The 25742-nt window shown below is 39.6% G+C and carries 25 protein-coding genes and 1 pseudogene; 16 read left to right on the forward strand and 10 right to left on the reverse strand.

Annotated features, from left to right (window positions below):
- Window positions 1-123 precede the first annotated feature (123 nt).
- Both BGP15_RS05900 and BGP15_RS05905 read right to left on the reverse strand, forming a co-directional pair.
- Window positions 124-1032 (reverse strand): IS3 family transposase, encoded by a 909-nt coding sequence (locus BGP15_RS05900; protein ID WP_286768954.1) that lies wholly within the window; start codon window positions 1030-1032, stop codon window positions 124-126.
- A complete protein-coding gene (locus tag BGP15_RS05905) occupies window positions 1029-1433 on the reverse strand; it encodes a hypothetical protein (RefSeq protein WP_286768955.1) in 405 nt (134 codons plus the stop codon). Before BGP15_RS05905 ends, BGP15_RS05900 begins: the two co-directional genes overlap by 4 nt.
- 51 nt (window positions 1434-1484) lie before the next feature.
- On the opposite strand from BGP15_RS05905, the pseudogene BGP15_RS05910 reads away from it, so the two are divergent.
- The 5 genes and pseudogenes from BGP15_RS05910 to BGP15_RS05930 all read left to right on the forward strand — a co-directional run.
- Window positions 1485-2093: pseudogene (locus tag BGP15_RS05910) on the forward strand (class I SAM-dependent methyltransferase); the annotation flags it as partial.
- The gene (locus tag BGP15_RS05915; protein ID WP_286768956.1) at window positions 2083-2292 is read left to right on the forward strand and encodes a hypothetical protein; all 210 of its coding nucleotides are present in this window, start codon (window positions 2083-2085) and stop codon (window positions 2290-2292) included. The pseudogene BGP15_RS05910 and the gene BGP15_RS05915, both read left to right, overlap by 11 nt.
- A 284-nt stretch (window positions 2293-2576) precedes the next feature.
- Window positions 2577-3071 (forward strand): hypothetical protein, encoded by a 495-nt coding sequence (locus BGP15_RS05920; protein ID WP_286768957.1) that lies wholly within the window; start codon window positions 2577-2579, stop codon window positions 3069-3071.
- Between the two features lie 127 nt (window positions 3072-3198).
- The gene (locus BGP15_RS05925; protein WP_112374679.1) at window positions 3199-3501 is read left to right on the forward strand and encodes an MGMT family protein; all 303 of its coding nucleotides are present in this window, start codon (window positions 3199-3201) and stop codon (window positions 3499-3501) included.
- Window positions 3502-3510: 9 nt separating this feature from the next.
- On the forward strand, window positions 3511-4038 hold the full coding sequence (locus BGP15_RS05930; protein ID WP_286768958.1) for a DUF1697 domain-containing protein: 528 nt from the start codon (window positions 3511-3513) through the stop codon (window positions 4036-4038).
- 101 nt (window positions 4039-4139) lie between these two features.
- On the opposite strand, the gene mgrA is transcribed toward BGP15_RS05930, so the two are convergent.
- Complete coding sequence (gene mgrA / locus BGP15_RS05935; protein WP_286768959.1) at window positions 4140-5171, reverse strand: L-glyceraldehyde 3-phosphate reductase; 1032 nt, start codon at window positions 5169-5171, stop codon at window positions 4140-4142.
- 219 nt (window positions 5172-5390) lie between these two features.
- Between mgrA and BGP15_RS05940 the strand changes: the two genes are divergently transcribed.
- A complete protein-coding gene (locus BGP15_RS05940; RefSeq protein ID WP_115048508.1) occupies window positions 5391-6032 on the forward strand; it encodes a peptidylprolyl isomerase in 642 nt (213 codons plus the stop codon).
- Window positions 6033-6083: 51 nt separating this feature from the next.
- Here the strand turns inward: BGP15_RS05940 and BGP15_RS05945 are convergent, their stop codons facing one another.
- From BGP15_RS05945 to BGP15_RS05960, 4 genes are all read right to left on the reverse strand, one after another.
- Window positions 6084-6719 carry an HdeD family acid-resistance protein gene (locus tag BGP15_RS05945; protein WP_046676237.1) on the reverse strand — a complete coding sequence of 212 codons (636 nt, stop codon included), beginning with the start codon at window positions 6717-6719 and terminating at the stop codon, window positions 6084-6086.
- A 107-nt stretch (window positions 6720-6826) separates the two neighbouring features.
- Complete coding sequence (locus BGP15_RS05950) at window positions 6827-8167, reverse strand: TolC family protein (RefSeq protein WP_286768960.1); 1341 nt, start codon at window positions 8165-8167, stop codon at window positions 6827-6829.
- An 84-nt stretch (window positions 8168-8251) separates the two neighbouring features.
- Entirely contained in the window at window positions 8252-9100 is an 849-nt protein-coding gene (locus tag BGP15_RS05955) for a helix-turn-helix domain-containing protein (protein WP_286768961.1), read from the reverse strand.
- A 171-nt stretch (window positions 9101-9271) separates the two neighbouring features.
- Window positions 9272-10111, reverse strand: coding sequence for an aldo/keto reductase (locus tag BGP15_RS05960; protein WP_286768962.1), 840 nt, complete (start codon window positions 10109-10111; stop codon window positions 9272-9274).
- Window positions 10112-10384: 273 nt separating this feature from the next.
- Between BGP15_RS05960 and BGP15_RS05965 the strand changes: the two genes are divergently transcribed.
- Entirely contained in the window at window positions 10385-12604 is a 2220-nt protein-coding gene (locus BGP15_RS05965) for an NADP-dependent isocitrate dehydrogenase (protein ID WP_286768963.1), read from the forward strand.
- 79 nt (window positions 12605-12683) lie between these two features.
- On the opposite strand, the gene BGP15_RS05970 is transcribed toward BGP15_RS05965, so the two are convergent.
- Together BGP15_RS05970 and BGP15_RS05975 are read right to left on the reverse strand one after the other, a co-directional pair.
- Window positions 12684-13637, reverse strand: a complete 954-nt coding sequence (locus tag BGP15_RS05970; RefSeq protein WP_286768964.1) for a glycoside hydrolase family 43 protein — start codon at window positions 13635-13637, stop codon at window positions 12684-12686.
- Window positions 13638-13891: 254 nt separating this feature from the next.
- Window positions 13892-14785 carry a DUF4377 domain-containing protein gene (locus BGP15_RS05975; protein WP_070560871.1) on the reverse strand — a complete coding sequence of 298 codons (894 nt, stop codon included), beginning with the start codon at window positions 14783-14785 and terminating at the stop codon, window positions 13892-13894.
- A gap of 39 nt (window positions 14786-14824) precedes the next feature.
- On the opposite strand from BGP15_RS05975, the gene BGP15_RS05980 reads away from it, so the two are divergent.
- From BGP15_RS05980 to BGP15_RS05995, 4 genes are all read left to right on the forward strand, one after another.
- Complete coding sequence (locus BGP15_RS05980; protein WP_286768965.1) at window positions 14825-15724, forward strand: hypothetical protein; 900 nt, start codon at window positions 14825-14827, stop codon at window positions 15722-15724.
- Window positions 15711-16637, forward strand: a complete 927-nt coding sequence (locus BGP15_RS05985) for an alpha/beta hydrolase (RefSeq protein WP_353681978.1) — start codon at window positions 15711-15713, stop codon at window positions 16635-16637. The genes BGP15_RS05980 and BGP15_RS05985 overlap by 14 nt, the downstream gene beginning before the upstream one ends.
- A 136-nt stretch (window positions 16638-16773) precedes the next feature.
- A complete protein-coding gene (locus tag BGP15_RS05990) occupies window positions 16774-19098 on the forward strand; it encodes a TonB-dependent receptor (RefSeq protein ID WP_286768966.1) in 2325 nt (774 codons plus the stop codon).
- A gap of 6 nt (window positions 19099-19104) precedes the next feature.
- Complete coding sequence (locus BGP15_RS05995) at window positions 19105-19902, forward strand: DUF4249 family protein (protein WP_112374687.1); 798 nt, start codon at window positions 19105-19107, stop codon at window positions 19900-19902.
- Here the strand turns inward: BGP15_RS05995 and BGP15_RS06000 are convergent.
- Window positions 19899-20450 carry a polysaccharide deacetylase family protein gene (locus tag BGP15_RS06000; RefSeq protein ID WP_376746068.1) on the reverse strand — a complete coding sequence of 184 codons (552 nt, stop codon included), beginning with the start codon at window positions 20448-20450 and terminating at the stop codon, window positions 19899-19901. The genes BGP15_RS05995 and BGP15_RS06000 overlap by 4 nt on opposite strands.
- 114 nt (window positions 20451-20564) lie before the next feature.
- Between BGP15_RS06000 and BGP15_RS06005 the strand changes: the two genes are divergently transcribed.
- From BGP15_RS06005 to ispE, 5 genes are all read left to right on the forward strand, one after another.
- On the forward strand, window positions 20565-21944 hold the full coding sequence (locus BGP15_RS06005; protein ID WP_159332923.1) for a TolC family protein: 1380 nt from the start codon (window positions 20565-20567) through the stop codon (window positions 21942-21944).
- Between the two features lie 22 nt (window positions 21945-21966).
- Window positions 21967-23271 (forward strand): efflux RND transporter periplasmic adaptor subunit, encoded by a 1305-nt coding sequence (locus BGP15_RS06010; RefSeq protein WP_046676244.1) that lies wholly within the window; start codon window positions 21967-21969, stop codon window positions 23269-23271.
- A 106-nt stretch (window positions 23272-23377) separates the two neighbouring features.
- The gene (locus BGP15_RS06015; RefSeq protein WP_286768967.1) at window positions 23378-24340 is read left to right on the forward strand and encodes a ComEA family DNA-binding protein; all 963 of its coding nucleotides are present in this window, start codon (window positions 23378-23380) and stop codon (window positions 24338-24340) included.
- Window positions 24327-24854 (forward strand): adenine phosphoribosyltransferase, encoded by a 528-nt coding sequence (locus BGP15_RS06020; protein ID WP_046676245.1) that lies wholly within the window; start codon window positions 24327-24329, stop codon window positions 24852-24854. The genes BGP15_RS06015 and BGP15_RS06020 overlap by 14 nt, the downstream gene beginning before the upstream one ends.
- 30 nt (window positions 24855-24884) lie before the next feature.
- Entirely contained in the window at window positions 24885-25700 is an 816-nt protein-coding gene (gene ispE / locus BGP15_RS06025) for a 4-(cytidine 5'-diphospho)-2-C-methyl-D-erythritol kinase (RefSeq protein ID WP_286768968.1), read from the forward strand.
- Window positions 25701-25742 lie beyond the last annotated feature (42 nt).

The following is a 25742-nucleotide window of genomic DNA, read 5'->3' on the forward strand; positions in this document are numbered from 1 at the left end:
TCTCGTCCTGAAAAAACTTTACAGATTTAACCATTAGTCCTAAATAGATCTTACAGCATTTTTTGGTAATCCTGAAAATCCTTTACAATTATACAAAGTACTTTTCACATCTAAAATATTGATTTAAACTTCCGCTGTTATAGCCACCGATTTTCTAGGATATCGCTTCCATCTCTTTTTTATTTCACCAGTTTTAGAATGTGCATTTTTGGGAGTCTGGAAATCCAAACTGCTGTGTGGGCGTCGCAAATTGTAGACTTTAATAATCTTATCAATGTTTTTAGCCGCGTCCTTATGATTTTGGTATACTCGCTTAGGATAGAATTCATTTTTAAGAATACCGTTAACACGTTCAGCTAGCGCGTTATCGTAAGGACTGCCACTCTGCGTCATACTAATCGCAATGCCATAACGCCGGAGCATTTCTGTATATTCATTGCAACAATACTGGATACCTCGATCGGAATGATGGATGAGATAAAACGGAGATAAATGCTTCCAACCTGTTATCGCCATTTCCAATGCCCTTAAGCAACCAATCGCCTCTAACGTTGGATGCAAGGAATAGCCGACAATCATTCTTGAGTAGGCATCCGTAATCAAGCTGAGGTAACTAAACCCATGCAAAGTCCGAATATATGTGATATCGCTTACCCACAGCTGCTCGGGGCCAGTTATCATTAATTCCTTTATTAGGTTTGGATACCTTTTATAAACATGATTGGAATCTGTTGTTCGCGCGATACGCTTGCGGCGTCTGATCAAGAGGCCATGAAATCGAAGTAAATCAAAAAGATGGTCTCGCCCCATCTTAATGCCATGCTCAATTAACTTTGGTTCCAGCACATACATTAGTTTTCTTGTTCCCAACATTGGCATCTGACTCCGTATTTCTTTTACCAGAGTCAGCACCACCATATTTGCAATAGTAGCTTTTTCAGCATGTCGGATAGCGTCATAATAAGCTTGTCGGGTTACGCCAAACAGTGCACAGAGATCTCCTAAACTCACATAGGAATGGCTCTGCCTCATTCTTTTGACTGTTTGGCACCATGCTTTTTTCTTATTTTGATTTTAAGTTCTTCTTCGCTAACCTGGATTAAAGTTTCTAATCCATTAATTTTTAGGTTGGCCTTCTCCAAGGCTTTCTGCAATTCTAAAACTTGTTTGGATAGTAGCTTTATCTTTGAGTTTTCATTTGGTTCCTTCATCGGCTTTGCAATCAATTCATTACGTTTCAAAGGAAGTAAAGAAAACTGGGTAATCCAACTGTCAATTGTTTTCCGATTAATCTTATAAGTCCTTTCTACAGCACGTTGACTGAGCCGACCGCTCTCAACTTCTTGCACAAGCCTTTTTTTTAAATCTTCTGGATAAGACCTTCCAACTCTTTGGAACGGCTTGGATTTATCCACATTACTCTTTTTTGTCATATACTTTACAATTTAGTGTAAAGCTATTTCAGGACAAGACAGGTAGAGCCCGTTACAAAACATTTAAAAATAGCCCGCGACAGAGCTAATAAATTGAAAAACAAATTTGCTGTGCACAAAGGAGAATCTCGAAAATTAGAGTTCTCAAATAATTATGCCGACCTTATTATACTGCACGGTCCACTTTATCATCTTCAAGAGAAAGAGGACCGGGATTTAACCATTTGTGAAGCTAAACGAGTTTTGAAAAACAACGGCGTTATATTGGGTTTTGCCATTAATTATACTGCATCCACTTTGGTAGGTCTTTTAAATGGGTTAATCCACAAAAAGTCATTTTTTGAAATGTGTAAGGAAGAACTAACACTTGGCAAACATAATCCGCCCCCAGATTTCCCTTGGCTTTTAGCAGAAGCATTTTATCATAGGCCCGAACAATTAAAGAATGAATTTTTAAATCAACAATTAACCTATTTAAATACGTACGCAGTTGAAGGTATGGCATGGTTGGACAAAGACTTTTTTGCCAATATGCAGAACTACCAACGGCGGAGAGTACTCATGGAGCTTATTCAAATTACTGAAAATGATAGCTACCTTCTTCCGTTCAGTCCACATATGATGATAGCGGTACAAAAAACATATAACCATGGAAAATAAAGACAAATATTACTGGGCACTAATAGACAATGATGGTCAACTAAACGAAATTGATCTCGGAGAAAAAATAGGATTGAACGAAAACGAAACCAACGAAATAATTGTACAGCTTTTGTCTGAATATAAAATTGAATATACAGCAATCAGATCCTGCAATTACAGCCCGACGAAAAGAGCGAAGAGAATGAAGAAAAATTAACCGCTAATGTATTTTTCCTAGGAGATGTTACTGCAATAGTATGCGTTGCCTTTAGTCTGGCAAGGCTGGTCATGACGATAGTTGCGGCTTTGCTTATTGGTGGGTTTTACGCTGAGATTGTATTTCGAGGGATCAATTTGATACGTAAGGAATATAGCGATTGGGAGCGCGAAATCCTAATAACTTTTGTAAATTAGGAAAGCAGCAAAAGACGTTGTCTGTTGACAACAGATAACGTTTTTTTTGTTTGATTATATACTTATTAACGTTTAAAGGAACAAGATATGGGCGGAAAATTGATCCTACAGTTCTCACTTTTGGTCGGACAGCTATTCTTAGGAGAAAGCTGTACCCATAACTCACATCGGGTGACGGCAGAAAATACTAAAGATGAGATTACAGCAGTGTCAATTTCTATGGTTGGCGGATTTACAGTAACACCTTCAAAAGGTTATACGATGAAGATAACAAGAGATAGTATTTATTGTCTGTTTTCTGCAATTGATACAGCGCAGAGTACCCTAAAATCATATGTCAACACGGAAGATAAATGGAACTTGCTATTGGATAAAATTGATTTGGAAAAATTTATTGTCGCTAAAGAAGAGGAATCGCGTCAGCCATACGACGGAATAGATATAAAAATAAGCATTACAACAAAAAAGGGGCAATATGTAAAACTGAATGCTGACGATAACCCTAGCTGGAATCGTGTATATAGACAATTGGAAGAATCTTTTCCCCTACAATCATATGGAAACAAAAAATTAGACAATTGAATCAAATAAAGACTGTACAGCTTATAGTAGCTTTTTGTAACTTAGTTTACTTTCCTTTTTTGCTGTAGAAATAGCGAAAGAAAATTTTTTGACATGTATAATCAAGGCAAATAAAATATAAATTAACATGGATGAGCAATTCAAACAGCAGGTATATGAGGTTGCAAAGCTGATTCCGAAAGGTAGAGTGACGACCTATGGATCGATAGCAAAAGCCTTGGGCTATCCAAATCATTCGCGACATGTCGGAAAGGCTATGGGAGGGTGTCCCAGCGATGTACCCGCCCACCGTGTTGTATCCAGTGGCGGCACGCTTGCAGTGCCTGAATTTCAAGAACGGCTTGAAGCCGAGGGGCTTGTTGTCAATAATTTACGGATCAAGGACTTTAGAAAGCTGTTTTGGGATCCGATGGACGAAATAATCGATTAATGTAATACTATGAAATACTGTGCTTTTCTACGCGGCGTCAATGTGAAGGGAACCAATATGAAGATGTCAGATGTCTGTCAGGTTTTTAAGGACGCCGGTGTAACGGACGTTACTTCGGTACTGGCTTCTGGAAATATTGTTTTTTCGTCGGACAAAGCGCCCGCCTCGCTCAAGCAGTTACTAGAGGATTCCATGTCGGCATATTTTTCTTATGAAGCTTTTTTGTTCATCCGATCACAGGAAGAAGTGGAATTGCTGCAGGCAAATATTCCTTTTGAAATACATACAGACTTCCATGTCTATGCTTTTGTAGGGACAACAGGTGTCGAAACAATATTGATGGATGAATTCAGCAATTCGACACATGTGCCGGGAGAGAAGGGAGAAATTGTCGATACGGTCTTTTATTGGTGCGTACCCAAGGGCAATACCTTGGATTCCAGCTTCGGAAAGGTGTTGGGGAAAAAGAATCTGAAAGATAAGATGACAAGCCGGAATATCAACACCTTTGAAAAGATATTGAAAAAAATGGGTTAATTAACGGAATGAGCCCGGTATTATCCAGGCTCATTTTTAGTTTATGGAATTCAGCCATGCGCGAAGTAGTTCCTCGGATGAAAACTTTTATGGCATTGATCTTAATCAATCTCAGCCGATTTAGCCCAGATGTTAATATGGCCGTCTTTTGCATAAAGATCAATTTCGTGAATTTCTTCCGGGCTAAACGTCAGATTCTTCAGCGCACCCACGCAATCAATAACCTGTTGTGGTCTTGAGGCGCCAATTAGCGCCGATGTAACTTGCTTCTTGCGTAAAACCCATGCTATAGCCATTTGTGCCAGTGATTGTCCTCTACGCTGTGCAATTGCATGTAAGGCCTGGATGTTCTTTTGATTTTCTTCATTCAGAAATTTTGTCTGAAGTGATTTGGATTGCGCCGCACGGCTATTCTCGGGGATATGCTGTAAATATTTATCGGTGAGCATGCCCTGTGCCAAAGGGGAAAAGACGATAGAACCAATGCCTATCTCATCCAAGGTATCAAGCAAACCATCGGTTTCTACCCATCTGTTTAGCATAGAATAGCTAGGCTGATGAATAATAAAAGGTGTGCCCAATGATTTCAGGATTGCATGGGCTTCTTTTGTGCGTTGCGAATTATAGGATGAAATACCGACATAAAGCGCTTTTCCGCTACGGACAAGCTGATCTAGCGCCAGCATGGTCTCCTCCAAGGGGGTATTGGGGTCGAAACGATGTGAATAGAAAATATCGACGTAATCGATACCCAGGCGTTTAAGTGATTGCTCACAGCTTGATATCACATATTTACGGCTTCCCCATTCTCCGTAAGGCCCGTCCCACATATGATATCCCGCTTTTGATGAAATAATCATCTCATCGCGTAAACCGTAAAATTGTTCTTTTAATATTTGTCCGAAGGCCCTTTCGGCACTTCCAGCAGGCGGACCATAATTGTTTGCGAGATCGAAATGGGTAATTCCCAGGTCAAACGCTGTTGTGCAAATATCAACTTTCGTTTGATGAGCTGTGTCGTCACCGAAATTATGCCACATTCCCAATGAGATGGCAGGCAATAGAAGACCGGATTGACCACAACGATTATAGATCATATCTTGATATCGGTCTGGATTTGCTGTATACTGCATAGTCTTGAATAGTTTTAATCCAAACTAAGATAAATTTACGCTTATTTGCAAGTTTTAATTCCATACGATGGCTGTAATTTTTTAGTGCAGGAAAAGTTTTGAAAGTATCCTGTACAGATATTCTTCGAGAGCATTTGGAAAACTGCCGCTCAATGTCTTTCAAAAATCGAAATTTAATGTATTTTTATATGAAATCTAAGAAAACCATTAATTCATACGATGAGGAAAATTCTAACCATCCTAAGCTTTGTTTTTATTGTATTGGGGAATTGTTATGCCCAATCAAAACATTTACTTTTCAAGACTGATTTTGGCGATTTTAAAGTTGTACTTTATGATTATACCCCCAATCATCGCGATTTGATGTTGCGATCTATTCGGGATACGGTCTATCAAGGAGCATTGTTTAATCGCATTATCGAAAATTTTGTTGTGCAGGGCGGAGAGCATGATATCGATATTGAAAAACGTGAGGCGGCAGATCCTCTTCATAGAAAACCGCGATTGGCGGCAGAGTTCGATGACCGGGCGTATCATAAAATAGGTGCCTTGGGTGCAGGACGCGATGGAAACCCCGCAAAAGCATCTTTTTTGAATCAGATCTATTTCGTGGTCGGAAAGAAAATCACGGCAGCAGAACTGGATAGTCTGGAATTGAAGAAAGGGATAAAATATACTGCAGCACAACGTCAGGAGTACTTGGCTCGTGGCGGACAGCCAAGACTTGATCACGATTTTACCGTTTTTGGCGAGATTTATGAGGGATTAGAGGTGATCATGAAAATCAGTCGGGTAAAGACGGATAAACAAGATTTTCCACTTCATAATGTGCCTTTTAAGATTGTCGAAATAAGTAAATAAACTTAACAGTCGGAGCAATATTGATAAAAAAAGGGCAATTAAGCCCTTTTTCTATTTGCGGTGTTGATCAAATTCTTCTTTAAGCTTCTGATAACGCTCTTTCCACTCGTCTGGCAGCTTGCTCGGGATGTCTTTGAGACTTTTCAGCTGAAATGCAAAGACACAGGCTGCAAAGCCCACCGTACTTATGGCCATTCCGGTCCATATGACCAGCGAAAAACCTGCAAATAGCGGATTCCAAAGTAAGATAAAGCTGAAAATAATGCCTAAAATGGCAAATAATAAATTCCAGCCCCAAGATTTACTGCCGTAATTTTTGAGGTCAAAAGAAAAGGATAGCAACTGAAAGGATTTAAAGAGCGCATAAAAGCCTACAATAAACGCCAACGTGCTGGCTGAAAGCAACGGGTTGGCAATCAGTAATATGCCGAATAGGGTATAAAGAATTCCTCCGGTGAGGTACCAACCCCAACCGTCCACTTCATCTTTGTTCTGCACGGCAAAGATAATTTCCAAAATACCGGAAATAATAAATGACCATGAAAAAAGAATCGCTAATGTGAGAAATGCGGCAACAGGTGTGTAAATGGTATAGAACCCCAAAAGAATTAATAGAATGCCGATAATCAACGGAATATACCAGTGCTTGATGGATGATCTGATCGTTTTAAAAAATGAATTTGCCATAATAATGAGTTAAGATGATGCAGTATTGTCGATAAAAAAGCCCCATTAATTACTTAATGAGGCCTTACATATATAAAACTGATTAAATTAGGCAAAAGGAAAATGTACTAGATCTTTCCAGTCTCTTTTAAAAGTTTGTAATATGCATACACAATATTGATTTCAGCATTTGTGTATTTCAATTCCGCTTCAAGTTTTGAGTTTGAAGCATCCATGATATCGACGATCAACGCCAATTGGTTCAAATACTTTTTCTCAATAATACGATAGTTCTCATCTGCAAGGGCTTTATTGTATTCCAGCGTCTTGCGTTGTGAGTAGGCCTCATTGTATTTAATGTATGCAGTATTAACAGCGACGCTGGTTTTTTGTTTCAGAGCACTTGTGTATTTTTCGTTCTTTTCAATTTGTAGATCATTTAGTTTAAGCTTTTTTCCTGTCGTGTAGAGTGAAGAAATCGTATAATTCAGGGAGATACCGGTATTCCAGGTATTCATATACTTGTCGATCACCGGCATCACATTGGTGATAGGTTTCACAAGACTGTTTCCCGCGAATATGCTGAGGGCAGGGGATCGCTCTGATTTTGTAATAGCCTTTTCTGTCAGTAAAAGTTCGGTTTCCTTGGCCGCGAGCTGAAGGCCCGGGCTGAATACATACGCGTCTTGTTTTAAGCTCGCGAGGTCTTCCAGCTGAAAACTGCTGTTTAATAGTTTGTCATCCGGTTCAATTACTGTGCCCTCCGGTAGCCCTAATGCGACTATAAGCTCGTCATTCAGGATTTTCCGATTATTCTGAATCACCTCTTTGGCTAACTCCAACTCGGATATTTGCAATTGGTTGCGGATAACATCATTTTTGGTGATCATGCCCTGTTTATATAATTTTTCCGTCAGGTCCAGTCTCTTGTGCGCAAGCTCAATATTTTGATTGTAGACAGCTTCTTGATTTTTCAGTTTAAATAGATCAAGGTAATAGCCTAAAACCAAAATTTTAATGTTCTGTTCTTCATTCTTATGGTCCAATTCAGCCAGTTCTTCGCCCAGCGAGGATGCTTTGATGCTATTTTTTACGACACCGCCCTTCCAGATAAGTTCTTTCGCTTCCAATGCATAGTTGTTACCGAAATGGGGTAAGGGGACTTTTTCCGACCCCGAAAGGTCTTTGTCGATCAACGCAGCGTTGCCGAGGTAAAAAGCCGATGCTGAAGCACTGATTTCGGGAAGCCTTCTTAATTTTGCAACTTCCGTTTTTTGTTGGGCGATACTTACGGCGGATGCCGAAACAATAAGATTCGGGTGATGATGGATGGCAAGTTCAAACAGCGTTTCAATGGTTATTTTTCGGCTGTTTATGCTGTCTTGACCGTATGTTTGATTGCAAAAGAATGTAAAGAAGCATAACGTCAAGTAAAAACCTATTTTTCGGGCTCTTGACTTTGTATTCATGGTATTTAACTTTGTTTATATATGTGCTACAAAGTTAGTATGCCCTGGGGTGAAAAGAAATGTTTGATTACTGCTTTATGATGTTCAATTGGTAACAAGATTTGCCTGTTGTTCACGAAATAGCTTAGGTGTTATGCCGACATGTTTTTTGAAAAACTTGCTAAAAGCATATTGATCTGAAAAATTAAACTCTTGTGAGATCTGGTTGATTGTTTTGGTAGAAATGGTGAGCTGCGCTCTAGCTTCTGTGACTAGCCAGTTACTGATAATTTCCGAGGGCGATTCTTGTGTAATCTCCTTGACGCTGATCGACAGGTATTTGATGGAAATGTGGAGGCGGTCGGCGTAGAATGCGAGATCGCGCTGCGCTTTGTAGTGATCAGCTATAAGCTGTAAAAAATGTACGGTAATTTCTTCCTTTCTCTTGTTGCGTGCCTTTCCGGAGCTTTCACCAGCAGTATAGATCATATCGGCCAAAAGGTAGATAATAGCCATAAAAATATTGATGTTGGCTTTTTGGAGAAAATCCTTCTTCGGGTCGATCGGTTTTTTACGATTGCTATGCAAAGTGCATAACAATGTCCAGATAGCTTCAAAATCGTTGGGGGCGGGAGTAAAAGGTGTGGAACGATTGGCATTGATTAACCGATACGCATCATATCGACTGATCGACAAGCGTATTCGGTTGGAAAAATTCCGGTCATAATGAAGGATTTTAAATATAGCATCGGTACTAATTGTTGTAAAGCTGTAGTACTTATTGTATCCGATAAAGAGGATACTGCCAGCTTGGAGATCGGTAAGCGTACCATTGCTATTGACCTGGATAGAGCCTCTATACAGCAGTATACACGTCGTCCATAAGGGGTGATAGTAGTAGTCTTCTCCCTTCGCAGGAAGTTCCGATTGATCTATAAGTTCTATTTCATTCATTTTTTCAATGAAAAGGTACGGAATATTTTAGGCAACTTGGTCACTATGGTAGTAAAATATGTTAAATGTATTCAGGAAAACGGGAATCAGTTTCTTTGGTACTAAAAGCTCAACAGTATAAGATTGGTGGAGCAGCCCAAGAGCGACTCCATCAATCCTATAATATCACCTTTAAAAAGCGACTTTTTTAGGGTCCGATCCGGAAAAGCCCATTTCAGGTAAATCGAGGATAGTTTTGATATCGCTTGCTGTCAGCTCAAAATCGTCGACCGCTAAATTTCTTTTAATATTATCGGGATTGGTTGATTTTGGCAGCGGCAAGATACCCTGAGATAAAGCAAATTTGATACAGAGTTGTCCAACACTAGTATTCTTTTCCTTAGCCAGTGCAACGAGGGTTTCATCCTGTAATATTCTGCCCGAACCCAGGGGTGACCAAGCCTGAACAAGGATGTCATTGGATTGGCAGAGTGCCACAGTATCTTGCTGAAGGTAACCCGGATGAAATTCAATTTGGTTCACTGCAGGAATGATTGTCGCTGACTCCAGTAATTTGGCGAGGTAGTCTTTGGGGAAATTACTCACGCCGATCGCTCTAACTTTCCCCTCTTTGTACAGCTGCTCAAAAGCCCGCCAGGTATCGGCGTTGATGTCAAACCAGTTTGCAAATTGCGTTTCGTTGGCAGGCCAATGAATCAGGTAAAGATCAAGGTAATCCAATTGTAGATCGCTGAGCGATTTTTCGAATGCAGCAATAGTCTTATCGTATCCACGCTCGGTATTCCAGAGTTTTGTTGTAATAAACAGCGAATTACGATCGATACCACTGTCTTTTATCGCTTTTCCAACACTTTTTTCGTTGCCATATATGGCCGCAGTATCAATATGTGTATATCCAGCGGCAAGTGCTTCTTTAACTGCCTGATAAGCTTCGTCGCCCTCAGGAATTTGCCAGGTTCCAAATCCAATTGCCGGAATTTCAACTCCATTGTTCAATTTGAATATTTTCATTGTAAGTCGTGTTTTTATGTTGAGCTAAAATAGGATTTCGCCTGTAGTATCTGGTCACTGAAATGTCAAGAGGAAATACTTTTGGGTAGAGGAGGGGCGACTTATTCTGTATTGCCAAAATATATTTATTTTCACAATTTTATTGTCAAAAGGGGTGCAATTCCTCGTTAATTATGGCATTTATTCTTATCTTTAGGCGAATTTTTGAGAAATTCAGATTTTTCAATGATTTCACATAGCATTAAAAATTAAACATATTTCTAATAGATTACTATGTCAAACAAATCAAAAATTGTTTGGACAAAAACAGATGAAGCTCCTTTATTAGCGACTTATTCGTTTTTGCCTATCGTTCAAGCGATTACAGCTACAGCTGATATCGATGTTGAATTGAGAGATATCTCTTTAGCAGGCCGTATTCTTGCTAGCTTTCCAGAATTTTTAAAAGAAGATCAAAAAATTGCTGATGCATTGGCTGAGTTGGGTCAGTTGGCAACAACTCCTGAAGCAAACATCATTAAATTACCGAATATCTCCGCCTCGATTCCGCAGTTAAAAGGTGCTATCGCTGAATTACAGCAAGCAGGCTACGCTGTTCCAAACTATCCTGATGAAGCGACAACAGAAGAGGAAAAGTCAGCTAAAGCGAAATATGCCAAAGTATTGGGTTCTGCGGTAAATCCTGTATTGCGTGAAGGAAACTCAGATCGCCGTGCGCCTAAAGCGGTTAAGAACTATGCAAAAGCAAACCCACATAAAATGGGTGCTTGGGCGAAAGATTCTAAAACAAAGGTTGCATCAATGACTTCAGGTGATTTCTATGGCTCAGAGCAGTCTGTAACCGTAGAAAATGAAGGCCAATTTAAAATTGAGTTTGTTGATGAGCAAGGTGCAGTAACAGAATTAAAAGGACTTTCGCCATTGAAAGCGGGTGAAGTTATTGATTCTTCAACGTTGAGTTTAACAGCATTGAAAGCTTTTGTAGCAGATGCTATCGCTGAAGCGAAAGCGGCAGGGGTATTGTTGTCTGCACATTTAAAGGCAACAATGATGAAAGTTTCTGATCCGATTATCTTTGGTGCTGTTGTTGAAACTTATTTTGCAGATGTTTTTGCGCAATATTGCGATTTATTCAAAGAGCTGGGTATCAATAAAAATAACGGCTTAGGTGAGGTTTATGCTAAAATCGCGGGCCATGCAAAAGAGGCTGAAGTGAAAGCTGCTATCGACGCTGCTATCGCAAACGGCCCTGCTTTAGCGATGGTAAATTCGGATAAAGGCATTACAAATTTCCACGTGCCTTCTGATGTTATTATTGACGCTTCTATGCCAGCAATGATCCGTATTGGTGGTAAAATGTGGAATAAAGACGGTCAAGAAGAAGATACTATTGCGATGGTTCCTGATCGTTGTTACGCTGGCGTTTACGAAGCTACAATTGAAGACTGTAAGGAGCATGGTGCCTTAGATCCTAAAACAATGGGTTCTGTGCCAAACGTAGGTTTGATGGCGCAAAAAGCTGAGGAATACGGATCTCATGATAAAACTTTTCAAGCTGCAGGAAACGGCGTTATTCGCGTGGTGGATGCTGCAGGAAATGTTTTCATGGAGCAAAAAGTGGAGACAGGTGATATCTTCCGTATGTGTCAAACGAAAGATGCACCAATTCAAGACTGGGTGAAATTGGCTGTGAATCGTGCTCGTTTATCTGAAACTCCAGCTATATTCTGGTTAGATGAAAACCGTGCACATGATAGAGAAATCATCAAAAAAGTAGAAAAATACCTGCCAAACTTTGATACAACTGGTTTGGATATTCGTATTTTATCTCCGATTGATGCGACGAAATTCTCTTTGGAACGTATTCGTAAGGGCGAGGATACCATTTCAGTAACTGGTAACGTGTTGCGTGATTATTTGACGGATTTATTCCCGATCTTAGAAGTGGGTACATCAGCTAAAATGTTGTCTATTGTTCCATTGATGAATGGTGGTGGTTTATTTGAAACAGGTGCTGGTGGTTCGGCTCCGAAACACGTAGAACAATTCCTTCAAGAGGGTTACTTGCGTTGGGATTCATTGGGTGAATTCTTGGCGCTTGGTGCTTCTTTGGAACACTTGTCTCAAACACAGAATAATCCAAAAGCGCTTGTATTGGCGGAGACCTTGGATGAAGCAACAGAAAAATTCTTAGCGAACGATAAATCTCCGGCACGTCGAGTTGGTCAGATTGATAATCGCGGATCACATTTCTATTTGACACTATACTGGACTCAGGCTTTGGCGGCACAGACAAAAGATGCTGAATTGGCAGAGAAATTTGCAACTGTTGCAACGGTGTTGACAGATAATGAAGCGAAAATCAATGAAGAACTGATCGCTGCACAGGGGCATGCACAAAACATCGGCGGTTACTATTTCCCGAATGATGAATTAGCAGCTAAGGCAATGCGTCCATCTGAAACATTAAATAATGCAATTTCTAGCATTTAAGCGGTAATTGTTTTCATAAAAAAAAGCCCAGTTCGATTGATCTGGGCTTTTTTTGTTGTTTACAAAAACGAGTATTTTGCTATTTTAATGGATATTTTACACCTGTAAAGGTCATCTTCACAGGTATGATATGTCCATTTTTGTCAAATTTCATTTCCTCGATACAGGTGACGCGCTCATTGGCTCCATCTTTGCCAAGCGGTCTACGGTGGTAGACGATAAAATACTTGTCTTTGTTGGGCACTTTGATGACTGAATGATGTCCGGCGCCAACAGCGACTTCCGGATCTCGTTCTAATATTGTCCCGATGCGCTTAAAAGGCCCAAATGGCGAATCGGCGATGGCATAAGCGACTTTGTAGTCGGGGCCTGTCCAACCGCCTTCCGACCACATGAAGTAATATTTTCCATCTTTTATAAACATAAATGGTCCTTCAACGTAATCTTTAGGGGTGATTTCTTTGTAAAAGCTACCATCATCAAAAGGGAGCAAGCCGGTGAAATCTGGCTTGAGCTTCACCATATTGCAATGCTTCCAACCGCCGTAATACATATAGAAAGTTCCGTCTTTATCTTTAAAAACAAACTGATCTATCGGTTGAGCGCCATTGATAATATCGTTGATTAAGGGTTTGCCCAATAGGTCGGTATAGGGACCTTCTGGCTTGTCGGCCACAGCGACCCCGATGCCTCCGATCTCGCCTTGATGTACATCATTGGCTCCGAAAAATAGGTAATATTTGCCTTTGTTTTCCAATACCGCTGGTGCCCACATAGCTTTTTTCGCCCATTTGACATTGCTGTTTTCCAAGATGCGGCTGTGTTTTGTCCAGTTGGCCAAGTCGGAAGATGAAAACGCGTCGAAGAATATCTGCTCTTCATAAGGTGCCGAATAAGTCGGGAATATCCAGTATTTATTGCCATAGATAATACCTTCAGGATCGGCATAGTTTCCCTTGATGACAGGGTTCTTCTGGGCAAAAAGTGTCGCGGTTAAAAGTAAGGCTGTTGATGTTAAAAATGTTTTAATCATTGTATCGGTTTAAACCTGTAAGATACAGGATAAATATGGATCGGAATGAGTCAAAATGAATCATTTTTATGCTCATTTATCTCATTATTTTTTGAAATGTTAAAATTTTGTTAAAATATTATTGTGCTTTCGATTGTTTCCGATTTATTTCACATATTTGTTTATGTCATTTCCAAATGGCATAAATACTTTTCATAAAATAGGTTAATAATATGGCTAAGATACCCAAAGTCTCCCAGACTTTGGGTGTTTTTTTATTCCCGCTCTAACCCAAAAATCATGACTAGTTTTCTGTCGTTGTATAAATTTAAGGTTTGTTCGGCTATGTCAAATTGAATTTGTTTTTGTTCAAAAATTTGGAAAAAGTCATTTTCGATATTTTGGCCATTGCAGGCACGCATGGTGCTTGCTAGGTGTATAAAGCTGATTTTGTCCCCTTTAATAGTGAAATTTCCCCAAAAATTGTTGCATCCCGTTGTTCCGGTAATCGTGCCATTTCGGGCATCGAACCCGATGCTTGCTTTGCTGTCGGTGACATCCTTTCCATTTAACTGAAGTAAATTCCATTTAAAACGAGCCAGAAATGCGGCGACACTGGGCAGTTCATTTGTACGTTCTTTTGAGACAACTTCAATTAAGCTGTATCTGATGGTGTCTGTATCTTTTTGTTTCGTTTGTTTTACCCGAATGCGGTAACGGTAGCCCTCTTGGTAATCGAAACCTTGAATGGTTGCAGCGAGGTATTCCCATTTATTTTTTTTATCAGATTTTATCTGCAGACACTTCAATTTACCAAGGTTCTGAGCATTTACGTAGTTTTCTCCAACTTCCCATGTGTCTACGGCCGTCTCTTCCGATAATGATTTTGTGATCGTTTTGGCTAAGCTGTATGTTGGACGTGAACCGTTTTGACGTTTGAGGATCTTGATGTCATATTCAAATTTGGGATCATAATCAAATTGGCGTATCTCGGTATTGAATTTCTCCCAATCTTTGCTGTTGTAGTACTTGACAAGATAGGGGGGTGTTTGTCGAAGACCTGATTTTACTTTTACACGAAATGAAGAATTCTGCGCGAGTAGGCTGTGACAAGGAAATAAGAGTGTTAAAAGAAGGAGTAATGAACTGTATGTGGAAAGCTTCTTCATAATTGGAATGTAAATATCAATAAAAACGTATCTTTAAACATGAATATTGCACGATTGAATCTGTGCCTGCTGTTTACATTTTCGCTGTTAAGTTTGCAGGTGTACAGCCAAAATAGGAAGGATTATTTTAAAACGCAAATTGCTCTTGGGGAACTGACTGATCCACAATTGAAGGAAGTGTCGGGTATTACACCGGCATATCAGGAGGGTAATTTTTGGGTACACAATGATAGTGGTGACGGTGCAACTATTTATTTAATTGATCGTCAGGCCAAACTACTGAAAAAATTTTCACTTGAAGGAGTCTCTGTCGTCGACTGTGAGGATATCGATCGGGTGAAAATTGGAGATACCTATTTTCTCGTCCTCGCGGACATCGGAAACAATACCGGAAAAAGAACCTGGACATGCCTGTATGTATTTCCTGAGCCTCAGGCCGATGATCCTGGGCTTATTCCGAAGAAGTCCATTCGGGCTATCTTTCTTAAATTTCCCGGCCAGCAACGGTTAGATGCCGAATCGATTATGATTGATCCAATTGACAACATGTTGTATGTTATATCTAAACGTGAATTTCGATCGACTGTTTATAGCGCCGCTGTATTTACAAATGTTAAACAGCAATATTTTACCTTAAATAGGATAGCAGAGCTGCCATTTACTTTTGCTACGGCTTCTGCTATAGATCAGACAGGTACACAACTGCTTGTAAAGAATATTACCCATATTTTCTATTGGCAGAGAAACCGAAGTGAATCCTGGAAGCAGGTATTGCAACGAAAGCCAGCTATTCTGCCTTATCAGGTAGAGCCACAGGGGGAAGCAATAGCTTTCGATAGCAATGGAACTGGATTTTATACAATTAGCGAGCGCCCATTTGGTTTAAAATCCTATCTTTATTTCTTTGAAAGAAATCAATACATTTATGATAAACACTAGACCTATTTTCAGTTATTCGATGCATAATTTTCATCAAACCGATCCTATCAAAAGCGGCCTATTTTGTCTGGCCGGTATTAGACAGCTGTTAATTGCATTCACTTTATTTTTATGCACACTCACGAACTCCTATGCTGCCAAAGTGGATACCCTGTCCATTCAGAGCCCGTCTATGGGTAAAGCAATTAATACAGTCGTAATTCTTCCGCAAAATTACTCGAGCAAAATCAATTATCCCGTCCTTTACCTATTGCATGGTTATTCCGGTAATTATAGCAATTGGGTTAAAAATTCAAGTGTAAGCGCATTGGCAGATCAGTATGGTTATATGGTGGTTTGTCCCGATGGCGGTTTTGGAAGCTGGTATTGGGACATCGCTAACGATAAAAACTACCAATATGAAACCTTTGTGTCCAAAGAGCTGATCGATTATGTAGATCAGCATTATTCAACGATCAAAGATCGGAGCGGAAGGGCTATTACGGGTTTAAGTATGGGTGGGCATGGCGCGCTCTCGCTGGCCATAAAACATCAGGATAGCTATGGCGCTGCAGGAAGTACGGCCGGTGGGGTAGATTTTAGACCTTTCCCCCTAAATTGGGAAATTAAAGATCGCATAGGGAATTATGCTGATGTACCGCAAGAATGGGATAATCGTGTTGTTATGAATATGGTTCCCAAATTAATCAATAATAAACTTCGCTTAATCATCGATTGCGGTAAGGAAGATTTTTTCTACACGGTGAATGTTGCGCTGCATGATAAATTGATGTACCATAATATAAATCATACCTTTGTTACAAGTGAAGGTGGACACAATTGGGAGTACTGGTCTCGGTCAATTGTTTATCAAATGGCTTTTTTTAAGGGATATTTTGATCAAGCGAAGAAAAGTGAAAAGAAAAATGGATAAATATTTGGCATAAATGAATAAAATGCTATTTTTGTTAAACAGAGACCTTAACTAACAAATTATAAACTTATTATTAAGCCTTACAAATTGTAAGGCTTTTTTATTATTTTCAGCAAAATTTTGACTTCACTTGATTATGTTTAAACCTATAAAGGTTGTTTTTTGTCTTTCTTCCATTTTGTTCTGCGCGCAGCAAGCGTATAGTCAACAGTCTAAATCTATTTCGGGGTTTGTTAGGGACAGTATCAGCGGTGAGAATATTATTGGTGCCGTGATACGAAACGATGCGGAGAAAAAATCCACTGCGTCAAATAAATATGGTTTTTTTAGCTTGTCTGTCCGTGATGGCAGCAAAGGGATGGAAGTATCGTCGGTAGGCTATCGAACAAAAGGATTTTCTGTCCATCTGGAAAAGGACTCCACTTATATTATTCAGTTGGTACCTGAGGAAAATCAGCTCGCTGAGGTTACCGTGACCGGAAATAGGCGCAAATCAATAAAGGATCTAACGCCTGGGCTTACGCAGTTTAGCCCTAAAGAAATCGAAAAAGTCCCTGTACTATTTGGAGAAAAGGATATTCTCAAGACCATACAGCTATTTCCAGGAGTAACCAGCGGTGGCGAAGGAAGCAGCAATTTTTATGTGCGTGGTGGTGGTGGCGACCAAAATCTGATTTTGCTGGATGAGGCTCCTGTCTATAACAGTTCCCATCTGTTCGGTTTTTTCTCGACCTTTAATTCCGATGCGATCAAAGACGTTAATTTCTACAAGGGTGGGGTTCCGGCTCAATATGGGGGTAAAATTTCGTCGGTTATGGAAATAACCACCTTGGATGGAAACAATCAGCACTTCAACGTAGAAGGTGGCTTGGGACTTATCGCCTCGCGTCTTAAATTGGAAGGACCTATTCAAAAAGGCAAGAGCTCATTTATGATCTCCGGCAGACGTACTTATGCGGATCTTTTCTTAAAACTTTCAAGTGATGAGAATATTAAGAAGAGCGCGCTCTTTTTTTATGACCTCAATGCAAAATTAAATTATCGCATCAATGATAAGAATACACTTTACTTGTCTGGATATTTCGGTAAGGATGCAATGGCTTATCATGATTTGTTTGATTTCAATTGGGGAAATGCGACTGGAACCATGCGTTGGAACCATATCTGGAGCAATAGGTTGTTTAGCAATACAACGTTAATTTTTAGTAAATTCAATTATCAAGTTAAGATTGAGGATGATAATAACTTTAAGATCCGCTCAGATATCTTTAATTACAATTTTAAGCAAGATTTTCAGTACAATCTTTCGGACCGTCACAATCTAAAATTTGGATTGCAGGCAGCCCTGCAGGAAATCCGACCGGCAAGTATCGAAGCGGGGGAAGATTCGAAGGTGAATTCATTGCAAATTCAACATCGTAAGGGTGTTGATGTTGCTGCATATCTAACCGATGACTGGTCAGTTACCGACCGTTTAAAATTAAACTTTGGACTGAGAGCATCCGCTTACGCAGCATTGGGACCGGGAACATTTTATACTTTCGATCCTGCTGGCGAGGCCGTGGATTCTACCTATGTAGGAAATGGCAAGTTGGGTAAAAAGTACGTCTATCTGGAGCCTCGCATTTCCTTAAACTACGCGATCAATGATTTGACAACGGTAAAGGCTTCGTTTAATACCAATGTTCAGTATTTGCATCAACTGAGTAATACGACCAGCAGCCTTCCTACCGATCAATATGTACTGAGCAATAATACAATTAAGCCGCAGTTATCCAATCAGTATTCGCTGGGTTACTTTCGGAATTTTGCATCCAACAGATATGAATTCTCTGTTGAAGGTTATTATCGAGATTTAAAGAACCAGATTGACTATAGGAATGGTGCCGATCTACAGGCAAATGAATTGCTGGAAGGGGAATTGCTGTTTGGAAAAGGTAGAGCGTACGGCATTGAATGGTTTCTGAAAAAGAGACTGGGGCGATTTAGCGGCTGGCTGAGTTATACTTTATCCAAAAGTGAGCGCCAATTTGAACAGATCAATGATGGTGCGTGGTTTAGTGCGCGGCAGGATAAAACCCATAATATAGCCATTGTGGCGCAGTATCAGTTAAATCCGAAGTGGAATTTGAGCGCCAATTTTGTCTACTATACAGGTGACGCCGTAACGATGCCCGCGGGGAAATATTTTGTTGACGATCGTACGATCTTTTATTACGATAAAAGAAATGGGCAGCGGATGCCTGCTTATCACCGCCTGGATTTGGCAGCAACTTATGATATTAAGCGAACAAAGAATAGCTACTCGAGCTTGTCGTTTGGTCTCTACAATGCCTATAACCGAAAAAATGCCTATTTGATCGACTTTAGAGAAAAAGAAGGACAATCCAATGTCACCGAGATTTATCGGATAGCATTATTTGGAGCGATACCATCGATTACGTGGAATTTTAAATTTTAGCAAAGAATGAAGAAGATATTAGGAGTTATAGCTGTTGCATTATTTACTTTAGGGAGCTGCGAAGACAAAATAGATTTGGAACTGCCCGAAAATACAGGTCAATTGGTTATCACCGCAGATTTGATGGTTTCGGATCAACAGCATGAGATTAGTATACAGCAGGTTGTAAGTATTAAAGACTCGCTGTTTTCTCCGATAACAGATGCAGAAGTGATCGTTAAGAATATGCAAAATAATCGCACTTATACGTTTCAAGCGGGGGCTGACGGGCTGTATACCAATAAGACATTACGGTTACAGGAGAAGGTCACTTACCAGTTGCAGGTAAAGACCGCTGATGGAAGGGAGATCCAAGGGGTATCAAAGGTTCCCAGCTATGTGGATGTGGATTCTATAGGGCTTTCACAGCGCATTATTTTTACTGATACCATTTATTATCCAACTCTCGTATTTGTTGACCCCCCGGAAAAAGGGAATTATTATAAGTATAAGATGTCGGTGAATGGAGGTAAACTACGTTTTATTGATGTCTTTAACGATAAGTATAACAATGGCTTAGAGGTGCAGCATGATATTGTCGACCGCGATAGAGATTTGAAAGTTGGTGATCGTGTGCGTATCCTACGTCAATGTATCGATGTAGGCGCCTACAATTACTGGAATAGTTTTCAAATGATTAATCCTGGTTCGGCTTCGCCATCTAATCCGATTTCAAATTTAAGCAACAATGCATTGGGGTATTTCAGTGTCAGTGTAGGTAAATATTATGAATCTGAGGTGACGTTTGCTAGAAGTAAACCTTAATCTATTCTCGAAAGCTGATAGTTATTTTTTAATAGAAATTCTATTGTTTTAGGGAGAACATATTCGACACGGGGAATGGCTTTGATATTATCATGAAAAATAATAACAGAGCCATTTTTAATGTTGGGCAAAACGTTTTCGAGGCATTTCTGGGGACTTAAATTCGGATCAAAATCACCCGACATAATATCCCACATGATCACACGGTATTTTTTATAGAGTTGACGGAGTTGGGATTTTGTTGCTCGGGCATAAGGCGGGCGAAAAAGATCGGTTTGGGTCAGTTCCTGGCATTTTGCAACATTTGCCAAATACTGCTCATCATTTGTCTCCCAGCCTTTGAGGTGATTGTAAGTATGGTTGCCCACCTGATGTCCTTCCGCTAAAATTCGTTGAAACAAATGTGGATTTTTTTTAATATTTTCACCAACACAAAAAAATGTTGCCTTCACCTGATATTTTTTTAGGATATCGAGTATAAAAGGTGTAATTTCAGGAATTGGACCATCGTCAAAAGTAAGATAGACTTTTTTTTCATGACGTGGCATGTTCCATATTGATTTGGGATATAGCCATCTAAGGAAAAATGGAGATTTGACAAAATACATAACCGATAAATGAAGTTCAAATCTAAAAAAAAATGTATGGTTCTACATATGGACATGAAAAGATTTTATTATTCTGCAGTAGTATTTACTGGGTTATTTCTTGGAACTAATGTTTTAGTTCAAGCCCAACAGGTTGTGGGGGTGGCCGAGGCCATTCGTATGACATTGGAACGGAACGTACAGATAAAGCAAGCGGCCCTGAACAAAGATCTTGCTGAGCAGGACCTGTTTCAGGCAAAAAGTAATTTGTTGCCAAACCTGAGTGCTACTGTGGATCAAAGTTTCCGTTATGGTTTTGGTTTCGATTTAACTTCTGGACGAATCGTTAATAACACTTGGACAAAAGGAACCAGTGGCTCCGTGGGATCTAGTGTCAACTTATTTCAGGGTTTTCAGCAGGTCAATCAGATCAAAGCGAATAAATTGCAACTGGAGTCTACAGCGACTCAGGTAGATAAGATCAAAAATGATCTCGTGCTCAATGTGTTGGTGAATTATTTGGAAGCAATAACCAATCATGAGATGATGGTTGCCAGTGAAGATCAGATTGCTTTATCAAAGCAACAATTTTCTTTGGACTCCATCCAATTTGCAGTTGGTAATAAAACAATTGCCGATCTTGCTAAGTCAAAAAATCAGGTTGCCACAAATGAACTGAACAAAGTTAATCTAAAAAATTCATACGAAATGTCTTTGTTGACCTTGAAGCAGTTGATGGAAATGCCTCCTGAAACCGTTATTTCTTTGGAACGCCCGAGTCTGGAAGCCATATTGGTTCATGCAGTGGATAAGAATGCCGTGGATGTTTACCAAAAAGCGCTCACCTTACAGCCCGATATTCACAAATCTGCATTGGATAAAGAGGTGGCATTGAAACAAATCGATATTGCGAAGGGAGGCTATTATCCTACACTCAATCTGAATGTGAGTTATGGAACGAATTACTCCTCTGCAACGACAAGACAAACCGATCCCTTAGATCCTGCAACTCTTTTTAGAGTGCCCTTTGGCCAGCAGGTATCGGATAATAAGTCATTTTTCACAGGTTTATCTCTTGCTATTCCTATTTTTTCGAGAAATCAGAATAAAGTGAATGTGGCCAAGGCAAAGATTGGTTTGAAACAGGCGGAGGCATCCGAGCAGTTGGCAAAAAATAACTTAAACAAGGCCGTTAATCAGGCTGTATTGGATGTGAATGCGGCCAAACAACGCTATAGCTCGGCTACTGTAGCATTTGAAAGTGCTGAAACAGCATTCAAGGCAACAAAGGAGCGTTATGATATTGGTATGGCGAATTCACTGGAATTGTTTACAGCTCAAACAGAACGAAATAAGGCCGAATTTGACCTTATTCAAGCAAAATATAACGTAATATTCAGATCGAAGATCATCGATTATTACCTTGGAAATCCAATTCAATTCGATAACAATTAATCTATTTGAACTAACAAAAGAAATGGCAAAGAAAAAACGTAGCATTGGAAAAATTATACTGATCATCGTAGTGCTCTTGGTGGTCCTTGGCTTCATAGGTTTTAAAGCTGGCTGGTTTGGAAAGGGAGAGATTACTAAAGTCGCTGTGGATGTCGTAAAGGAGACCGATGTCGATGAATTAGTTTCTGCGAGTGGGAAGATTCAGCCTGAGGTGGAGGTTAAGTTGAGTTCGGAGGTATCTGGAGAGGTTGTTGAGCTTAACATTAAAGAAGGTGATTTTGTTAAAAAAGGACAGGTGCTCTGTCGCATCAAACCTGATATTTTGCAGTCTGGTTATGATCGTTCGGTTGCGGCAATGAATTCACAGCGGGCCAATCTCGCAGCTGCACAACAGCAATTAAAACAACAAGAAGAAAACTTCAAAAATGTTGCCGCTACCTATAAACGGAATCAGGAGCTTTTCGAAAAACGTGTTATTTCTGCTTCAGAAATGGATAAAAGTTCTGCCGAATATTTTGCTGCACAGGCTTCTATCCAAGCACAAAGGGAAACGGTACGTTCGACAAAATATGGCATTGACCAATCACAAGCGTCAGTAAAAGAAGCACAGGATAATTTGAATCGGACGACAATCTATGCGCCCTCAGATGGTATCATCTCGCTCTTGTCTATCGAAAAGGGAGAGCGTGTTGTTGGAACGGCGCAGATGGCAGGTACAGAAATTATGCGTATAGCCAATATGAGCTCGATGGAGGTTAATGTCGATGTAAATGAAAATGATATTAATAATGTAAGGGTAGGGAATCAAGCTGAGATCGAAGTCGATGCTTTTAAGGATAGGAAGTTTAAAGGTGTTGTGACGGAAATTGCTAGCTCGTCTAAAAATATAGCAACAACAACGACGACGACATCATCGACAGATCAGGTAACAAATTTTAATGTAAAAGTGCGCATCAGTGCAGAATCGTATCAGGACTTGATGAAAGAGAACGTTGCATCGCCATTTAAGCCAGGGCTTTCAGCAACCGTTCAGATATTTACAAAACATGATAAAGGGCTGGTTGTTCCGATTCAATCGGTAACTGTGCGTTCTGATGATAAAGATTCTACCAATACAAATAAGAAAGTAGATGAGTATGTATTTGTCCTAAAAGATAAAACTGTTAAGCAGGTGTTGGTAAAGACCGGTATTCAGGATGATAAAAATATCATCGTTACCTCAGGGCTGAAAAAAGGGGATGAAGTGGTCTCTCGGCCATTTGATGCTATTTCAAAAACTTTAAAGGATGGTAGCCAAGTTGAAAAAGTGGACAAGTCAAAGTTATAAATCTCTTTGTAGATAATAATTAATAAAAAGGGAATTGTTTTTAGTAATTCCCTTTTTATTTTCCTTATAATTTATTAAATTTAGATATCCCAATTTTTAGCGGCTTATGAAGAGGCTATTGGCTTATTTTAAATTTAATAAAACAGAACAAAATGGGTTTTTCATTATTTTGGTAATCATTGTGTTGTTTGTGACGATCTATGCTTTGATTAAAAGCAATACGCGCGATCCAATTCCCAATCAGGCCAAATTATTTGAACAATCCTTTCATGACTCTCTTGAGGTCTCTGGTCCGGTAAACAAACAGGAGGTCGAGGCAACCTATTCGACTAAAGACAAAAATGCGGGGGCAATATCTGAACATTCGGTTTTGGAAGAGACCAAACTATTCTATTTTGATCCAAACAATTTACCACACGCTGATTGGCATAAGTTGGGGCTTTCTGATAAACAGATTGCGGTCCTGAAAAACTATGAAAAAAAAGGTGGAAGGTTTAGAGTAAAAACCGATCTGAAGAAAATTTACTCGATCAATGGCCGACTTTACAACAGATTAGAGCCCTACATTCAAATCAAAACAATGCCTGATTCAGCGCGAACAAAACAACAAAATAAAGCGCCTTTGCTTTACGATAAGTTTGAAAGAAATAAAGCCGAGCTTATCGATATTAATACCTGTGATACCACAGCATTAATCAGTCTTAAAGGGATAGGTTCGGTTCTATCCAAACGCATTTTGAAATATAAAGAGGTTCTTGGTGGGTTCTACCGCATAGAACAATTAAAGGAGGTTTATGGAGTTACAGCCGAGACCTATGACCAGATTAAAGACTATATTGTTGTAGCCAATTTAGATGGAATCAAAAAAATCAATATTAATAAGCTTGATGCAAATTCATTGGCCAAACATCCGTATCTTAGCCCTAAAGATGCGAAACTAATCGTCAATTATAGGGATCAGCATGGAAGTTATGTCAATATTGAGGACTTGACAAAAATAGGAACACTTTCAGATCTTGCTATTGCGAAGATTGCGCCTTATTTAATATTTGAGAATGATTCAAGATAAATTGAAACTGGAAATCCGGGATATTGTGGATTTTCCTAAACCTGGTATTGTCTTTAAAGATATTACCCCTTTGTTGAAAGATGCGGCATTGTGTAGCGAAATGGTTGATGCGATTATTGATCAATTGCAAGGCATAGAGATAGATGCTATTGCTGGAATTGAGAGTCGGGGTTTTCTATTTGGATTTTTACTTGCCAATAGGTTGGGCTTGCCTTTTATTCCAATCCGAAAACAAGGTAAATTGCCTTTTAAAACCGTATCTGAATCCTATGCACTGGAATACGGCCAGGCAACCATTGAAATCCATGAAGATGCTTTTGAAAAAGGAAGCCGTATATTGGTTCACGACGACCTTTTAGCGACAGGGGGTACCGTCGTTGCCGCCAGTAAACTTATTGAACGACTTGGTGGGGAGATTGTCGCCTACAGTTTTATTATCTCTTTGGATTTCCTTAAAGCGAAAGGACGGTTATCTAGGTTCAGTGATAATATCTTTTCATTGGTAAGTTATTAATTTTGAAATATACGATTTAGAGCAATTCACATGATACTTTTTGCAAACGCTAAACTAAATATTGGGCTGCAGATCATTGCCAAGCGTACGGATGGTTATCATGAACTGAATAGCGTTTTCTATCCACTTCCAATTTACGATATTATCGAATTATTGGAAACGACTGCTGCGGAGACAACACTAAACATTCAAGGAGAACGTATCCCAGGGAATCTCCATGATAACCTTTGTATAAGAGCTTTTGAATTGTTGAAAAAAGATTATGGCATTCCACCCGTTTCCATTGATTTGATCAAACAAATTCCGATTGGAGCAGGATTAGGCGGCGGTTCTGCGGACGCGTCTTTTGTTTTGAAAGGACTCAATACGCTCTTTCAATTGAATCTTACTGAAGAGCAGCTGGCGGGATACGCCGAAAAGCTAGGTGCCGATTGTCCTTTTTTTATCGCAAATAATCCTGTTTTTGCAACAGGTATTGGGACAGATTTTAAAGACTTAAATCTAAATCTGGATGGCTACCATCTTGTGGTAATTATGCCTAATATTCATATTTCTACAGCTGAAGCTTTTGCTGCTGTGCAACCTAAGGTACCCGAAGTTAGTTTGGAAGAAGCGATTCGTTTGCCTATCCAAGAGTGGAAATTTCATATTCGAAATGATTTTGAGGATGGTATTTTCGAAAGTTACCCCTTGTTGAAAGAAATCAAAGAAACTTTATACCAAAAAGGAGCAATTTACGCTTCTATGTCGGGGTCCGGAGCAGCCATTTATGGTATATTTTGGGAAAAGACAGATTTAAGCGAACTTGCGAAATATGGCAAGATCTATCATCCGACCAAGCTTTAGAAGTAATATCGACTACTGAAAAAGGTGTTATGTATAGCTGTC

It is taken from the genome of Sphingobacterium sp. 40-24 (assembly GCF_001899705.1).
In the GTDB taxonomy this organism is placed as follows: domain Bacteria; phylum Bacteroidota; class Bacteroidia; order Sphingobacteriales; family Sphingobacteriaceae; genus Sphingobacterium; species Sphingobacterium multivorum.

Coding starts and splice junctions, on each gene's coding strand:
- BGP15_RS05990 (WP_286768966.1), top strand. CDS start 16,774: ATGTTTAAACCTATAAAGGTTGTTTTTTGTCTTTCTTCCATTTTGTTC.
- BGP15_RS05920 (WP_286768957.1), top strand. CDS start 2,577: ATGGGCGGAAAATTGATCCTACAGTTCTCACTTTTGGTCGGACAGCTA.
- BGP15_RS05995 (WP_112374687.1), top strand. CDS start 19,105: ATGAAGAAGATATTAGGAGTTATAGCTGTTGCATTATTTACTTTAGGG.
- BGP15_RS05905 (WP_286768955.1), bottom strand. CDS start 1,433: ATGACAAAAAAGAGTAATGTGGATAAATCCAAGCCGTTCCAAAGAGTT.
- BGP15_RS05965 (WP_286768963.1), top strand. CDS start 10,385: ATGTCAAACAAATCAAAAATTGTTTGGACAAAAACAGATGAAGCTCCT.
- BGP15_RS05925 (WP_112374679.1), top strand. CDS start 3,199: ATGGATGAGCAATTCAAACAGCAGGTATATGAGGTTGCAAAGCTGATT.
- BGP15_RS05960 (WP_286768962.1), bottom strand. CDS start 10,111: ATGAAAATATTCAAATTGAACAATGGAGTTGAAATTCCGGCAATTGGA.
- BGP15_RS05940 (WP_115048508.1), top strand. CDS start 5,391: ATGAGGAAAATTCTAACCATCCTAAGCTTTGTTTTTATTGTATTGGGG.
- mgrA (WP_286768959.1), bottom strand. CDS start 5,171: ATGCAGTATACAGCAAATCCAGACCGATATCAAGATATGATCTATAAT.
- BGP15_RS06015 (WP_286768967.1), top strand. CDS start 23,378: ATGAAGAGGCTATTGGCTTATTTTAAATTTAATAAAACAGAACAAAAT.
- BGP15_RS05915 (WP_286768956.1), top strand. CDS start 2,083: ATGGAAAATAAAGACAAATATTACTGGGCACTAATAGACAATGATGGT.
- ispE (WP_286768968.1), top strand. CDS start 24,885: ATGATACTTTTTGCAAACGCTAAACTAAATATTGGGCTGCAGATCATT.
- BGP15_RS06000 (WP_376746068.1), bottom strand. CDS start 20,450: ATGCCACGTCATGAAAAAAAAGTCTATCTTACTTTTGACGATGGTCCA.
- BGP15_RS06020 (WP_046676245.1), top strand. CDS start 24,327: ATGATTCAAGATAAATTGAAACTGGAAATCCGGGATATTGTGGATTTT.
- BGP15_RS05970 (WP_286768964.1), bottom strand. CDS start 13,637: ATGATTAAAACATTTTTAACATCAACAGCCTTACTTTTAACCGCGACA.
- BGP15_RS05900 (WP_286768954.1), bottom strand. CDS start 1,032: ATGAGGCAGAGCCATTCCTATGTGAGTTTAGGAGATCTCTGTGCACTG.
- BGP15_RS05930 (WP_286768958.1), top strand. CDS start 3,511: ATGAAATACTGTGCTTTTCTACGCGGCGTCAATGTGAAGGGAACCAAT.
- BGP15_RS05975 (WP_070560871.1), bottom strand. CDS start 14,785: ATGAAGAAGCTTTCCACATACAGTTCATTACTCCTTCTTTTAACACTC.
- BGP15_RS05945 (WP_046676237.1), bottom strand. CDS start 6,719: ATGGCAAATTCATTTTTTAAAACGATCAGATCATCCATCAAGCACTGG.
- BGP15_RS06005 (WP_159332923.1), top strand. CDS start 20,565: ATGAAAAGATTTTATTATTCTGCAGTAGTATTTACTGGGTTATTTCTT.
- BGP15_RS05980 (WP_286768965.1), top strand. CDS start 14,825: ATGAATATTGCACGATTGAATCTGTGCCTGCTGTTTACATTTTCGCTG.
- BGP15_RS06010 (WP_046676244.1), top strand. CDS start 21,967: ATGGCAAAGAAAAAACGTAGCATTGGAAAAATTATACTGATCATCGTA.
- BGP15_RS05950 (WP_286768960.1), bottom strand. CDS start 8,167: ATGAATACAAAGTCAAGAGCCCGAAAAATAGGTTTTTACTTGACGTTA.
- BGP15_RS05955 (WP_286768961.1), bottom strand. CDS start 9,100: ATGAATGAAATAGAACTTATAGATCAATCGGAACTTCCTGCGAAGGGA.
- BGP15_RS05985 (WP_353681978.1), top strand. CDS start 15,711: ATGATAAACACTAGACCTATTTTCAGTTATTCGATGCATAATTTTCAT.